11 protein-coding genes and 1 riboswitch are annotated in these 15,556 nt (G+C 43.2%); of the genes, 6 read left to right on the top strand and 5 right to left on the bottom strand.

Annotated elements, in window-relative coordinates:
- Nucleotides 1–31 precede the first annotated feature (31 nt).
- Both era and der read left to right on the top strand, forming a co-directional pair.
- Nucleotides 32–910 carry a GTPase Era gene (gene era, locus J3P37_RS18000; RefSeq protein WP_256012750.1) on the top strand — a complete coding sequence of 293 codons (879 nt, stop codon included), beginning with the start codon at nt 32–34 and terminating at the stop codon, nt 908–910.
- Between the two features lie 173 nt (nt 911–1,083).
- The gene (der, locus tag J3P37_RS17995; RefSeq protein WP_256012749.1) at nt 1,084–2,385 is read left to right on the top strand and encodes a ribosome biogenesis GTPase Der; all 1,302 of its coding nucleotides are present in this window, start codon (nt 1,084–1,086) and stop codon (nt 2,383–2,385) included.
- A 203-nt stretch (nt 2,386–2,588) separates the two neighbouring features.
- Here the strand turns inward: der and J3P37_RS17990 are convergent, their stop codons facing one another.
- Nucleotides 2,589–4,193: a S41 family peptidase gene (locus tag J3P37_RS17990; protein WP_256012748.1), complete on the bottom strand. Its 1,605-nt coding sequence runs from the start codon at nt 4,191–4,193 to the stop codon at nt 2,589–2,591.
- Between the two features lie 168 nt (nt 4,194–4,361).
- On the opposite strand from J3P37_RS17990, the gene murQ reads away from it, so the two are divergent.
- The 4 genes from murQ to metF all read left to right on the top strand — a co-directional run bounded on the left by murQ (nt 4,362) and on the right by metF (nt 10,733).
- The gene (murQ, locus tag J3P37_RS17985; RefSeq protein WP_256012747.1) at nt 4,362–5,174 is read left to right on the top strand and encodes an N-acetylmuramic acid 6-phosphate etherase; all 813 of its coding nucleotides are present in this window, start codon (nt 4,362–4,364) and stop codon (nt 5,172–5,174) included.
- Between the two features lie 36 nt (nt 5,175–5,210).
- Nucleotides 5,211–5,777, top strand: coding sequence for a hypothetical protein (locus J3P37_RS17980; RefSeq protein WP_256012746.1), 567 nt, complete (start codon nt 5,211–5,213; stop codon nt 5,775–5,777).
- 93 nt (nt 5,778–5,870) lie between these two features.
- A riboswitch (SAM riboswitch) is annotated at nt 5,871–5,982 on the top strand.
- Nucleotides 5,983–6,112: 130 nt separating this feature from the next.
- Nucleotides 6,113–9,778, top strand: a complete 3,666-nt coding sequence (gene metH / locus J3P37_RS17975; protein ID WP_256012745.1) for a methionine synthase — start codon at nt 6,113–6,115, stop codon at nt 9,776–9,778.
- A gap of 1 nt (nt 9,779) precedes the next feature.
- Nucleotides 9,780–10,733 carry a methylenetetrahydrofolate reductase [NAD(P)H] gene (gene metF, locus J3P37_RS17970; RefSeq protein ID WP_256012744.1) on the top strand — a complete coding sequence of 318 codons (954 nt, stop codon included), beginning with the start codon at nt 9,780–9,782 and terminating at the stop codon, nt 10,731–10,733.
- Between the two features lie 62 nt (nt 10,734–10,795).
- Here the strand turns inward: metF and J3P37_RS17965 are convergent, their stop codons facing one another.
- From J3P37_RS17965 to J3P37_RS17950, 4 genes are all read right to left on the bottom strand, one after another.
- On the bottom strand, nt 10,796–11,677 hold the full coding sequence (locus J3P37_RS17965; protein ID WP_256012743.1) for a phosphodiester glycosidase family protein: 882 nt from the start codon (nt 11,675–11,677) through the stop codon (nt 10,796–10,798).
- 7 nt (nt 11,678–11,684) lie between these two features.
- Entirely contained in the window at nt 11,685–12,827 is a 1,143-nt protein-coding gene (locus J3P37_RS17960) for a YdcF family protein (protein WP_256012742.1), read from the bottom strand.
- Between the two features lie 21 nt (nt 12,828–12,848).
- Nucleotides 12,849–14,546, bottom strand: coding sequence for a right-handed parallel beta-helix repeat-containing protein (locus J3P37_RS17955; RefSeq protein WP_256012741.1), 1,698 nt, complete (start codon nt 14,544–14,546; stop codon nt 12,849–12,851).
- 77 nt (nt 14,547–14,623) lie between these two features.
- Nucleotides 14,624–15,556, bottom strand: a complete 933-nt coding sequence (locus tag J3P37_RS17950; protein WP_256012740.1) for a sugar phosphate isomerase/epimerase family protein — start codon at nt 15,554–15,556, stop codon at nt 14,624–14,626.

Here is a 15,556-nt window from a genome sequence, read left to right as displayed (position 1 = left end):
GCAGTCCAAATCTTTTTTAAAAAAAATTTACATGTCGCATAAAGCTGGATTTGTGAGTATTGTTGGCAAGCCAAATGCAGGAAAATCAACCCTGATGAATGCGCTTGTGGGCGAGAAAATGTCGATTATAACACCGAAAGCGCAAACTACGCGCCATCGGATACTGGGTATAGTGAATGAAGAAGAATACCAAATTGTCTTTTCAGACACCCCCGGTGTGATCAAACCTGTATATGGTTTGCAGGAAAGTATGATGGGTGCAGTGAACGATTCTTTGGTTGATGCCGACATTATTCTTCTTGTAACTGATATAAATGAGCGTTACGATGAAAGTGATGTTATTGAAAAATTAAAAAATACAGCCTCCCCTTTTGCTGTAATAATAAACAAAATCGACAAGTCGACCCAGGAACAGGTAGAAGCTAAAATTCAATACTGGATAGATACTTTAAACCCAAACGCAATATTTGCCACTTCTGCACTTAAGGAGTACAATATTGAACCGGTAATGGATTTTATACTGCAGAAGCTGCCGGAACATCCTGCTTTCTATGACAAAGAAACTTTGACCGACCGGACTGAACGCTTTTTTGTTTCAGAGATCATAAGAGAAAAGATCTTTAGATTGTATGAAAAAGAGATCCCATACAGCACTGAGGTTATCATCACCGCTTTCAAAGAAGAAGAGATCATTAACCGCATCAGTGCAGAGATCATCGTGGAAAGAGATTCACAAAAGAACATCCTTATTGGTACAGGTGGCGAAATGATAAAAAAGGTTGGGACCTATGCACGCAAAGATATTGAGGAATTTCTCCAAAAGAAGGTTTTTCTTGAAATGTTCGTGAAAGTGCTCCCCGATTGGAGAAACAGGAAAAACTACCTGAAAAGGTTCGGATACGAAGATTAGTAAAAATACGATTTACGATTTTAGATTTACGTTTTTGCACGTGATCAATTGTGAATCGAAACAGAAGATTGATCATTAATTAAAAAAGAAGCTCTTGAATGGAGCTTAATTGGAAGAAGAAGAAGGCCCACAAGGGAAACCGTAATTCGTAACTTCAAAAATCGTAAATTAAAATGAGTAATATAGTAGCAATAGTAGGGCGACCAAACGTAGGAAAGTCTACATTATATAACCGACTGACCGAAACACGGAAGGCGATTGTTGATGACATGAGCGGTGTAACACGTGATAGACATTACGGGGTAGCTGAGTGGGTTGGAAAGACTTTTACAGTTATAGACACAGGCGGATATGTAGCGCATTCGGAAGATGTTTTTGAATCGGCTATACGTGAACAAGTATTAATCGCTATTGAGGAAGCGACAGTGATCCTCTTTATGGTGGATGTTACAACCGGCATCACGGATCTTGACGACAGCATTGCGGACATCCTTCGCAGGAGTAAGAAGCCTGTTTTTGTTGTAGCGAATAAGCTTGACAACAATCAGCTGGTAAGTGAAGTGCCGATCTTTTACAGCTTTGGATTAGGCGACATCTATGCGATCTCTTCTATGACAGGCTCTGGTACAGGAGAATTGCTCGACCAGGTGATCACCCATTTCCAGGAAGATGAACCGGATGATACTACTATTCCCAAATATGCTATTGTAGGAAGACCTAACGTTGGTAAGTCATCGATGATCAACGCCCTGATCGGCAAAGAACGTAACATTGTTACGCCGATCGCCGGCACAACCAGAGATTCCATTCATATCCATTACAACCAGTTTGGTCATGAGTTTATGCTGATCGACACTGCTGGTCTTCGAAAAAAAACGAAGGTAAAGGAGAACATCGAGTTTTATTCGGTAATGCGAACTATCAAAGCCTTAGAAGAAGCCGATGTAATTATCTTAATGATTGATGCGGTTGAGGGTCTCGAATCACAAGACATTAATATCTTCCATCTTGCTGAGAAGAATAAAAAAGGGGTAGTAATACTGGTTAATAAGTGGGACTTAATTGAAAAGAACCACAAAACCACCAAAGTTTATGAAGATCTTATCCGTGAAAAGATTGCACCTTTTTCAGACGTGCCCATCATTTTTACATCAGTAACCGAAAAGCAACGTATTTTTAAAGCAGTGGAGGCCGCTTCCAAGGTTTATGAAAATAAATTAAAGAAAATACCTACATCCAAACTAAACGATGTATTGCTTCCTATTATTGAGAATTATCCACCTCCGTCCCTAAAAGGAAAGTATATTAAGATCAAGTACATTACGCAGATTAATGCAAGCTCTCCGATGTTCGCCTTCTTCTGTAATCTGCCTCAATATATCAAAGATCCTTATAAAAGATTCATCGAAAATAAATTGAGAGAACATTTTGATTTCAGTGGTGTTCCAATACAAATATACTTCCGACAGAAGTAAGAATTATAACACCATGAGAAAAAAACTTTGGATCTTATCAATTGCCATTTGTGCATTCGTCGCCTGTAACACCCGCGGCGATTCTGACAGCGACGATAAAGACACGATTAATGCTAATAAGACTGAGCGGTCTCTTATGGAGGACAGTCTAGATGCTACTAAGGCCGATACTGTGCACCGCCAGCAATAAAAAAATATAATAGTCAGGACTTCTTTAGTGATTCAAGAGCCCTGGCTATTACTTTGTCGCCTCCATTGCGGACCCTGAAAAAACCCTCGTTACCAAAATAATAGCGTGCAGCCAAAGCTTTTACCTGCGCCTGGATTGCCGGCCTGGCTTTTATTGCCTCCTTTTGATCAAACTTAACGGCTCTTAAAGCAGCAATATCCCGTAGCTTTTTATACTGATCTTCGCTTATCTGAAAGTTGGCGATGAAATGATCTAAAGACATGGGGCTTATCTGTTTAACCAGGTTTTTATAAACAAACTCTAATAAGATACCCCTCGCGTTTAAAGCGTAATAGTAATTGTTGTAGGACGAGGTATCCACAGGTACAAAGATGTCTGGAGTAATTCCGCCCCCGTCATAAATCACCCGTCCTGAGGCAGTTTTGTATTTCTTATGTTTTTGCAGAGTGTCAGTTTGCTTTCCTGTAACTTCTCCTTTGTGAAGCCGGTTCTCAATCTCCTGATAGTACTTATCTGACCCATTGTTATAGGCGCGTTGAATGGAACGGCCGGAAGGAGTATAGTAACGTGCCACTGTTAAATTAAGTGCAGAACCGTCTCCGAAATTAAATTGCTCCTGCACCAAGCCCTTGCCAAAAGACCGGCGGCCAATTATTAGTCCGCGATCAAGATCCTGGATGGCACCGGCGAAAACCTCACTGGCAGACGCAGAGTGTTCATCAATAAGGACAACTAGCTTCCCTTTTTCAAATACACCTTTTGGGGTTGCGAAATAGTCGGTTCGGGGTTCATGCTCTCCCTTTGTATAAACAATAAGTTTTTTATCGGGAAGAAACTGGTCTGCCAAAGCTGTGGCCGCATTCAGATAGCCCCCGCCGTTGGCTCTTAAATCGAGCACCAGATTATATAAGCCTCTCTTTCGCATCCGGTTAATTTCAAAGGCGAAATCGTCGTCAGTCCGGGCGCCAAATTTACTGATCTTTATATAACCGGTATGATCTTCAAGAAAATAGGCTGCATCGATACTACTGACTACGATCTTGTCACGTTTTACAGAAACTTTTTTCAAACTGCTGTTTCGCTTTAAAAGCAACTCCACCGCAGTTCCATTTCGTCCCTTGATCAAAGAAATTATTTTTTGAGGATTAGTCTGCGGCCCTGTAATCGCCTCTGCACCTACCTTCAGAATTTGGTCGCCTGCTTTAATTCCCGATTTTTCTGCAGGGCCTCCTTTATGCACTGAAAGTATACTAACTGTATCATTTAAGAATTGGTATTCAACGCCTATGCCATTATAATTTCCATCCAGATCTTCAAACTGACGGCGGGCAGCAACCGGCGGCAGGTATGCTGAATGAGGGTCCAGTTTCTTAAGGATCTGGTTAATTGCAAGGTTCTGCATTGAATCAACCTTTACTGGGTCAACATAATTTTCCTCTATAATATTTAATACACGATCAACTTTTTCAACACGGGTTTCCGTTAAAAATTGCTGGGAGTTTTCAGCACGTTTTTGTGCATGTTCTTTTTGAAACTTCGGCCCTATGATCATTCCTAAGATCAGAGTTCCTGTATAGAGACCGGCAATAGTGAGATTTCTCCTGGTAGATGGTTGCATGCGTAATCAGACTGCTAAATTTAATACATCAATTGCTTTGTTTAGTTCTTAAAATGTCATAAAAATGCCGTTTTAAGATTATTGAGAAGTTTTGTCTTGTTAGACTAAAAATTTAACCTGGCAAATATCATCCCTGGCTAACTAAAAATTTCAGACATTTGCCCCGCTATGGAAAGAACCACCGAAAAGGACTCTTTATATAATGATCTTGAAAAGATGTCTGTAAAAAGTCTTCTTCAAGGAATAAATAACGAAGACAAAACCGTACCTTTTGCTATCGAAAGAGCGATACCACAAATTGAAAAGCTGGTAGTCGCAATCTCTGACAAAATGAGGGAAGGCGGACGGCTTTTTTATATCGGAGCAGGAACCAGTGGAAGGTTAGGCATTGTTGACGCTTCAGAATGCCCCCCAACCTATGGTATTCCCGACGAATGGGTAATAGGAATTATTGCCGGTGGCGACACTGCAATTAGAAAAGCGGTTGAATTTGCGGAAGATGATCCGCAACAGGCATGGAAAGATCTGCTGCAATATAATATCTCTAAAAAAGATGCCCTTGTGGGAATTGCGGCTTCAGGAACCACACCTTACGTTATAGGCGGCCTACAGAAGGCTAATGAGGCTGGACTGGTAACTGGTTGTATTGTTTGCAATGATGGTAGCCCTATTGCTTCCCTTGCCCAATACCCGGTTGAAGTAATTGTTGGGCCCGAATTTGTGACGGGATCTACCCGTATGAAATCGGGGACAGCACAAAAACTCGTATTAAATATGATTAGCACTGCCGTAATGATTCAGCTTGGCAGAGTAAAAGGAAATAAAATGTTTGATATGCAGTTAAGTAATAACAAATTATTAAACAGGGCCGTAAAAATGATTATCGAAGCAACCGGGATAGATAAAGAAACGGCACAGAAACTGCTTGATAAGCATGGAAACGTCCGTGCTGCTGTTGACGCTTACAAAAGCACTGATTAAATTGATCTCCAGACATAGGGCTTAGAGGAAAACTTAATGCACGACATTGAACCATATTACCGCTGGCGCGACGACTATATAGCCGCCGAAGATGATCGTTCACCATTTTTTCAAACCGAGTACAGTGAATTCGAGTTTGACAAAATGATCTACAACTATTATATCCACCCTCAGTGGGATTATTTTGGATCTCAGACACTGTATATGAAGATCCTCTTTGTAGACTACGACAAACAATACTCAATAATAGAATTTCTTGGCGAATGGAACGACACCCTTTATAATGACATCATGTTATTAAAGCGGGAGATTATTGAGTTAATGATGCATGAAGGAATAAACAAATTCATTTTAATAGGAGAAAATATTCTGAACTTCCACTCGTCTGATGATTCCTATTATGAAGAATGGTTCCAGGACGTGGAAGATGGCTGGATTGCTGGAGTGAATTTCCGCGAACATGTAATAGATGAGTTCAAACGTAATAACATCGATTATTATATCAACTTTGGTGGCTCGCTCGATGAAATGCAGTGGCGAAATTTAAAGCCAATCCAGTTTTTCAAAAGGATCGAGGAACAATTGACCAAACGGCTTACCTGACAATAAACTATCACGTCAATCCCATAATAGCTGTTTTCACCAGCTCCTTCCTTTCTTATTTGCAATTCCCCCAATTATTTACGATTTTTGCCAAGCTTATTCAGAAAGACGGAGGGACTAGACCCTACGAAGTCTTAGCAACCTGTGCTTACAAGGTGCTAAATTCTATCCGAATCCGTACCCGGGAATTTGGAACAGATAAGTGAAAGTCAAAAAGCCGGAGACCGACTTTTCGAAAATAAGCATGTTTAAGTTATATACTTTTTGAGTTTGTGTTAAGGTGAGCAAATGCAGCGCATTACTTATAGCTTAAAGCTTAAAATAACAATTCTAAAATGGACATTAGAAAAGAGCTTGAAAAACGCATCCTGGTGATAGATGGAGCAATGGGGACAATGATCCAACGCTACCAGCTGACAGAAGAGGATTTCCGCGGTGAGAGATTTAAAAATCACCCTTGTGATCTAAAAGGAAATAATGATCTTTTAAACATCACCCGTCCTGATATTATCAAAGCCATTCATGCCGAATACCTGGAGGCTGGTGCCGATATTATCGAAACGAATACTTTCAGTACGCAGCGCATTTCTATGGCGGATTACCAGATGGAAGATCTTTCATATGAAATGAGCTTTGAAGGTGCAAAGATAGCCAAAGAGGTGTCCCTGGAGTTTACTGCGAAAAATCCTGATAAACCACGCTTTGTCGCGGGCGCTATAGGGCCTACCACCAAAATGGCATCTATGTCTCCTGATGTAAATGATCCTGGATACAGGGCTGTGACCTTCGACGAATTGACTGCAGCTTTTGATGAGCAGGTCCGTGGGCTGGTAGACGGTGGCGCTGACGTGTTGCTTTTTGAAACCATCACCGATACACTGATCACCAAAGCCGGCTTATTCTCCGTCAAAAAATACGAACAGGAAATTGGGCGAAAGATCGAGATCATGATCTCGGGGACCATTACTGATGCCAGCGGAAGAACGCTATCGGGGCAAACAGCTGAAGCCTTTTTGAACTCACTTACTCATGCCAATATCCTAAGCATTGGGTTCAATTGTGCGCTTGGTGCAAAAGAAATGCGTCCGCATATTGAAGAACTTGCTAAAAAAGCGCCTTGTTATGTATCAGCTTATCCAAACGCCGGTCTGCCTAACGAATTCGGTGCGTACGATGAACAACCGCATGAAACAGCGCATTTAGTAGGCGATTTCATATCCAGCGGATTTGTCAATATAGTGGGTGGCTGCTGTGGCACTACTCCCGAACATATTGGATGTATCGCAGCAAAGGCAGCAAAGTCTCAGCCTCGTAAGATTCCAAAAGTGGAGCCATACCTCCGTCTAAGCGGACTGGAACCGGTAACAATAACTCCTGAAAGTATTTTTGTCAACATTGGGGAACGGACCAACATCACCGGATCACCTAAATTTTCAAAACTTATCCTCGGCGGCGATTATGAAGCTGCACTGGCTGTTGCACGTCAGCAGGTAGAGGGCGGCGCTCAGATCATTGACGTAAACATGGACGAGGGCATGCTAGATTCGGAAGCTGCAATGACAAAGTTCCTTAATCTTATTGCCTCAGAGCCTGATATAGCTAAGCTCCCGATCATGGTAGACTCTTCGAAATGGTCTGTTATTGAAACTGGCTTAAAGTGCCTGCAGGGTAAAGGAATTGTGAACTCCATCTCTTTAAAAGAGGGGGAGGAAAAGTTCATTGAAAGTGCCCGGAAGATCTTAAATTATGGCGCAGCTGTAGTTGTGATGGCTTTTGACGAACAAGGTCAGGCCGACAACTACGAACGCCGCACGGTGATATGCAAGCGCTCCTACGACATATTGGTCGATAAGGTTGGCTTCCCCCCACAGGATATTATTTTTGACCCTAACATTTTAACTGTAGCTACAGGGCTCGAAGAGCATAATAACTATGCGGTAGACTTTATCAATGCTACCCGATGGATTAAAGAAAATCTGCCGTATGCAAAAGTAAGCGGCGGTGTATCTAACATTTCTTTCTCTTTCAGGGGAAATAATGTAGTTCGCGAGGCCATGCACTCAGCATTTCTATATCACGCCATCAAAGCAGGCTTAGACATGGGAATCGTAAACGCTGGTATGCTTGAGGTGTACGAGCAGATCCCAAAAGAACTGCTTGATAAAGTAGAAGATGTCCTGTTAAACCGCCGTGATGATGCCACTGAACGCCTGGTTGAATACGCAGACACGATAAAAAGTAAGGGAAAAGAGGTTGTAAGGGATGAAGAATGGCGGAAAGGAAGCGTTGAGGAGCGTCTTTCGCATGCGCTGGTTAAAGGTATCGTTGAATATCTGGACGCTGATGTTGAAGAAGCCCGGCAAAAATATGATAAACCCCTGCAGGTGATTGAAGGCCCCTTAATGGAGGGCATGAATGTGGTGGGAGATCTATTCGGCGCAGGAAAGATGTTCCTTCCCCAGGTTGTAAAATCAGCCCGGGTAATGAAAAAAGCGGTTGCTTACTTGCTGCCTTTTATTGAAGAGGAGAAACTCAAAAACCCTCAGGATGGCGGATCAAGTTCTGCAGGCAAGGTTCTAATGGCGACCGTTAAAGGAGATGTTCACGATATCGGCAAAAACATCGTTGGGGTTGTGCTGGCATGCAATAATTTTGAGGTGATCGATATGGGTGTGATGGTGCCAGCACAGGCTATCATCAAAAAAGCACGGGAAGAGAATGTTGATATCATTGGTTTAAGCGGCCTGATAACCCCTTCCCTTGATGAAATGGTACATTTCGCTAAAGAAATGGAGCGTGAAGGCTTCACTATACCTTTACTGATCGGCGGAGCAACTACTTCCCGCATCCATGCGGCAGTAAAAATCGACCCTAACTATTCAGGGCCTGCCATTCATGTTCTGGATGCCTCCAGGAGTGTTACCGTATGCAGCAGTTTAATGAACGGAGAGTTTCGTGACACCTATATCAAAGGTATAAAGGATGAATATGCCAAGGCACGAGAGGCACATTTAAATAAACGCTCAGATAAACGTTATAAAACTATCGAAGAGGCAAGGGCTGACAAATATCAGATTAACCTAAACGGTTCTGTAGCACCAGCGCCGAAACTTCTGGGAACAAAAGTATTCGAAGACTTCCCGCTGGAGGACCTGGTCCCGTATATCGACTGGACACCTTTTTTCCATACATGGGAACTTCGGGGCAGCTATCCGCGGATATTTGAAGATAAAATTGTAGGCATTGAAGCAAAAAAGTTATTTGATGATGCTCAGAAACTGTTGAACCGTATTGTCGTTGAGAAACTTCTCAGAGCAAAAGCTGTCATCGGCTTCTGGAAAGCAAAATCTGTATGTGACGACATTGTGCTCGAAACAGAAGATCAGGGGCCAGTAACCATACATACGCTTCGTCAGCAAACAGAAAAAGTAGCAGGGGAACCGTATTATGCTTTATCTGACTTTATCGCTCCGCAAGAATCGGGCATTGACGACTACTTCGGCGGCTTTGCAGTTACAGCCGGAATAGGGTGCGATGAGCTGGTTGCGGAGTTTGAAAAAAATCATGACGATTACAACAGCATCATGACCAAAGCAATAGCTGACCGTTTTGCTGAAGCTTTCGCTGAAAAAATGCATGAACTTGTGCGGAAAGAATACTGGGGTTATGCACAAACAGAAGGCCTAAGTAATGAGGACCTGATAAAAGAGAAGTACCAGGGAATCCGCCCCGCACCAGGCTACCCTGCTTGTCCAGATCATACTGAAAAGCGCACTTTGTTTGACCTTTTAAAAGCAGAAGAGGCCACAGGTATTCATTTGACGGAAAGTTTCGCAATGTATCCTGCTGCATCAGTTAGCGGGTTCTATTTTTCGCATCCTGAATCGCGGTATTTTGGACTGGGGAAAATAAGTAAAGACCAGGTAGAAGATTACGCAAAACGTAAAAACCAGCCATTAGAGGACGTTGAAAGATGGCTAAGTCCTAATTTGGGGTATTAATATGAAGATAATTGATCATATAGGGAATGCCAATGGCAAAACTCTTTTTTCTTTTGAACTATTACCGCCTGTTAAGGGACAAAGCATACAAAGTATTTATAATGCCATCGACCCGTTAATGGAGTTCAAGCCTCCGTTCATCGATGTAACTTATCATCGTGAGGATTATATTTACAAACAGCACTCCTCTGGCCTGCTTGAACAGATCTCTTACCGCAAACGGCCCGGAACTGTAGCAATATGTGCCTCCATAATTAACCGGTATAAGGTTGATGCGGTTCCTCATTTGATCTGCGGGGGCTTCACGAAAGAAGAAACTGAAAATGCATTGATCGACCTGCAGTTTTTGGGCATAGATAATGTGCTGGTATTGCGCGGAGATGCCCGAAAAGCTGATCCTTCGTTTATTCCTACCCCGGGCGGACATGCCTATGCAACCGATCTGCTGGCACAGGTTGTGGATATGAATAACGGGAAGTATCTTCATGAACATAACGATGCCAATAAATCCGACTTTTGTATAGGAGTGGCAGCTTATCCTGAGAAACACTTTGAAGCACCTAACCTGAAAACTGATTTCAGGTATCTGAAAAAGAAAGTGGAGATGGGGGCAGACTTCATTGTAACACAAATGTTTTACGATAACCAGAAGTATTTCGACTTTGTAAAACTTTGTCGTGAAAACGATATTAACGTCCCTGTTATACCAGGATTAAAGCCTATCACATCTTCGAAGCAGCTTGTCAGCCTGCCAAAGATCTTCCATATTGACATTCCTGAAGATTTAAGTGAAGCAGTGCTGGCTTGTAAATCTGAAAAAGATGTTAAAGAAGTAGGGATCGAATTTATGATCCAGCAATGCAAGGAACTGATGAGCTTTGGAGCCCCGGTATTGCATTTTTATACCATGAGTAATCCAGCGCCAACAAAAAGAATTGCAGAAGCGATATTTTAAAGAGAAAGAAGGGGGCAAAGTGATTTCCTGCCCCATTCTTTTTAAAAGCCCTGACCTGCAGGTTAATTCTTGACTGTAAAAACAGTGGCTACACCACGTTCCCCTTCATGATCAAATTTCCCATTATCAGAAGGATAATTCACAACCCCACTACCTTTAACCCAGGCGGTAGAAGACCCACCTCCATCATAGTTCAACGCAGAAGTACAACCTAAAGCGGCCATTAATTGCGACAACTGAGGGATGGTCAATCCCTGTGACTGCGAAGATCTGCCATCAACAACTACTACGATCATTTTCCCGCTAGATGTCAGCCCTACTGCTGTACGAGGATGCCTGTTTGAATTGAAATCCACATCCTGTTGCGAAAGCTCCTTACCGTCCAATATCATTAAAGGACCGCCAGCCAGGGCTACCGGTTCTACTACTGCAGACCATCCCCCGGACGGTTTTTGAACTATGTTCGGTCTTCCCGAAGCATCAATTGTTACGGCTCCATTTTCCCGGTACGGCGTAAAGCCGCTTACTGTTTGGTTAACTACCTGACCTTCACTCTTAAAGAAAGTAGTGGATCCGCCACTCGTGGTGTTAAAAAAGCTCCCGTTAAATGCAATAAGGGCATCCTTTGCAGTCGCTGCCTCACTTGTTTTCAGAAAACCCGATCTTACATACGGTATTTCTATTTTATATCCCTTTGAGAGATCGATCTCAAACATGTTAACATACTGGCGCGATTCAAATATCTGGGGAAATTGATAGTACTTCCAGGTAATCCCATCGGCAACGATTTTACTTTTCCAGGCGGCCGACTCAACAACTTCCTTAATATCCTGCTCCTGTACAACGGAGTAATCATAGGGCAATTGTACCCCGTCATCCTGCTTAGAGCAGGATACAAGCAGGAACAGAAGCATTAAACTATATAAAAAATTCTTCTTTTTCATTGAGTAATTATTTTAAATCAATCCATTTTAGTCTTAAAGACTTAGGGCCTTCAAGTATTTTCAGCCCACCACCCAGTTCCATATATTCCTGGTTCCGGTACACATAAAGCTTTCGGTTAGCAGCGTCAACCATCACAGCGCTAACATTTCCTTGTCCCCAGGCATAGGGCCAGCCAGTGAAATAGTTTGGCGCGCTTGCTTCTTGTTCGATGACGAAGATCTTGCCTTTCTTCCGGCCAACGAGTACTCCGGTATCCGAGAACAATAGCAGCTTATCACCATCAATGAATCCGGCTTTCAGGCTATTCTTCCACTTTGCAGGCACGTTTGGGATCAGGGTGCTTAGATCTGAAACTCCTTTTATTTTCTTGTCTTGCTTATTTATGTTTAGCAGCTGCTCTCCATTCCATACATACCAGTGGGACCCCGCATCTATAAAGCGTAGCTCCTTTTGTACCGCGTAATCTTCCAGGGCAGGGAAAAACTTACCGCGAGGGTAGTAACTAAAGCGAGTATTCTGACGGTCTGTAACATAAACCAGGGAGCCCGTGAGGTAATATATCGAGTCGGCCTGCCGCCAGACTGCCTCGGGGGTCAGCCAGGTCCCCTTCAGTATGAACTTCTCATTATCTGGTTCTCCGTTGAAAATAGAACCATAGTCCAGCTTATCTGAAGGTTTGGGGTCTATGCTGCCTTCAATATAGAACTTCGCCTCTACTTTATCGTACTTCCTTAGTCGTGCAGCTACGGAAATGGCATGCCAATGGTCTGATACAACAAATACAGTATCCCCTGGCAGTATAACTGGTGTGCCGTCCGCTTCTTCCAGCTTCCTGCTGAAAATATAGTTCTGGACCGTCGTTTTCGAGTTCTCCTCTTTATAGATTATCTTCCCGGGAACACCGCTCTTAAGCAGGGCATCGCTCATGAAGGACGCCTCACAGATGGATGAGCCATGTGCGGCGCAGCCTCCTGAAACGATGATCTTATCGAAGCTTTGTTTTTGATATAAACGAATAGCTATATCCATCCTGTTTTGCAACACCACCGGATCTGCAGAGCCCAGGATCAGCATAATGGTTTTAGGCGGGCTGGCAAGCAAACAATGCCAGCCTGCCAATAAAAAGCAAAGTGAGATAATCCTCTTCATCCTTTATTAGCTTATCTGTTATCAGTTTGTCAGGGCTCCCATAATGGATCCTGTGCGTGCTGCACTATTTTTATCCTTGCTGATCAGCGAGCTTTCCAGAGGCGGCACATAGGTCAGTCCTAAAGCAGAAAGTGCGTTCTCATTCAAACCGTTTGTTAGAGCTGGGTTATTAGCCCCTGTTAGCCTAAAAGAGCTACTGAACATAGTGGCCGGATTGAAAGAAAGCCCTGCTACAACTGTTCCGCCATCACCATATACCGCACTTGCAATCACAGCATTCTTAAACACAGGGGTAACCGCTGCATTATCTGTAAAGGCATCTACATCGGTGGAAGTGCTGGCTTGCCTGTTACCGGAAATAACCGAGTTGATAACAGTCAGATTGTTTACATTCATACGTCTGTAAACGCCGGCGCCAGGACCTGCTACCTGATTGTCTGTAATAGTACAACTGATGATATCGGCCTTTGAATTATCATACAGCATTACTGCACCTCCTCCATTTACCGATGTGCTGGTATTGCCTGTAAGCAGGCAGTTCACTAAAATAGCTTTTGATCTTTCCCGCATGTAGAGTCCTGCGCCATACGATGTATTGCTGTTGTTCATCACTTCAGAGTTATAAAGTATGATAGTTGCATCCGGGTAGCCGTGCACCCCACCCGCTGTTCCTCTGGCGCTATTGCCATTGAATTGTGTGTTATAGGCCGTTAACGACGATGCATAGATCCATACTCCTCCTCCGTTGTTAGAAGTATTTTGATTATTGTTAACCTTGCAGTTTTCCATCGTAACCTTGGCGTTTGAGAAGGCATACAAGCCTGCTGCAAAACCAGCTGTTCCTTTGTCTGCGGTTGCCTTATTGTCAATGATGTTAACGTATTTCATGTGAACCTGAGCGGGCCCAATTGCAATGCCACCTCCTTGTCCACGACTATATCTGACACTGTTGATCGTGATATTGGTACCTCTGTCGGTAGCGTTGCCTCCTGTGATGATTAATCCTTCCAGGTAGACCTTCGAATCGGCTTCGTTATTGGCGGTGACTGTAACCGTATGGAAAGCCTGCTTGCCGCTTTGCATCCTGCCCTGAAGAATGGTCTTGTACAGTTCTGCGTTTGGTGTAGCTCCCGGCATGGCATCACTTGAAAAACCTCCTATCACGGATATATTTTTGGAGATCTCGAAGGTATTATCTGATTCTTCTGTGGATTCGCCATTGCGGATAGTTTTCGTCGGGTAGTAGGTCCCTTCCATCATATAAATGGTGCTTCCGGTTGTTGCTTTCTCCATTGCTGTAGCGAAGTCGGTCGGTGCGTTCCATGAGTCCCCCTCTCCTGTTCCGTCGGGGCTTACATAGAATACCGGAACTTTACCGGACTCCTGCGCAACGAGGACCTGCTTAACCATATTGTCATTTATACGGACACTGATGACGCCCGAGCGCTCATCATCTTCATTGCTGACAACTTCAAAGGTAATTTTCCGCTTACCTTTTGGGTAAACTGTGGAATCCAGGGTAATCCAGTCAACATCAGATTCTACCGTCATATCGACATTGGAAAGCACATCAAACTGATAAGATCCTGCTTTACTTCCTGCTTCAATAAGTTCAGTTCCGGCCAGCAACTTCTCTTGCAGGGCAGAATCATCCTTTTTACAGCTACTTACAAACCATAAGTACAGCATGGCAACTAGAGAAAAAAGTATATTCTTCATAATATTTCTTAATGGTAATAAAGCTATCATCACATGTTCACTGCTATCGTTGAGCAGAATGCACACGATGTTTATCGTTATTTTTTCTTTGTTAAGCTTACCTGGTAATTTTCCCATATGGAGTTATAGCACTCGGCCAGCTCCTTTTCATCTTTATATTTTGATTCATGCATGAAGGGACCTTTATATTTTATCTTTTGCAGGGCAGCAAAAATGGCGTTCCAATCATTCTTTCCGCGTGCATCACAAGGCAGATAATGATTTTCTGCCTCACCCGTACCATTAGATACATGTACAGTTTTAACCCGTGAACCGAATGCAAGCAGCAGCTTTTGAGGCTCTGCTATATGACACATGTCTACACCAATACCTACTTTCCCTGGAAAATTTGAAAACAGCTTCTGGCATTCCTCTACACTACGCATCAGCGGTCGTTCTACATCGCCTTTTCGCAGGGCGGGGCCGAGCATATTCTCAACAACCATCTGCCTTTTATAGCCACTGACAATTTTATAAAGCTCATTCACAGACTTAGTCATCTGCTTGGCCCTGGCTTCACGCTCGTTCAGTCCCAGATAGTACGATGGATGAAAAAGAATGATCTCGGGGCTAAGTACTAGCAGCGCTTTCAGGATATTCCGGTGCGCCGCTACGACTCGCTGACGCCTGGCCTCATTCGTAAGGGATATATCAAAGTTCTGACTGAACGGCATATGTATCGACCATACTTTAATACCGCTATTAGCAAGTATTGTCTTTACAGATTGTATGTGATCTTTCCATTTAACAGAGACCTCAATGGTGTCGAGTTTTTTGTCGAGGATGGCGCCGATTCCCGCGAGCTCGATATGCGTAATACCCAGGGATTTTGCATACTGCATCTTCTCACTGGTTATTTTGCCGATGTCGACAGAGTAGCCCAGTGGATATTTACCAGAGCTTGATTGCCCCCTTGATTTACATACGCTCCCGACAAGAAAAACGCAAAGTGCTATAACTACCTTATTCAT

It is taken from the genome of Desertivirga xinjiangensis, assembly GCF_024436435.1.
Lineage (GTDB): Bacteria > Bacteroidota > Bacteroidia > Sphingobacteriales > Sphingobacteriaceae > Desertivirga > Desertivirga xinjiangensis.
Note: the sequence above shows the minus strand (reverse complement) of the source record. Positions and strands in the feature narration are given on the sequence as shown.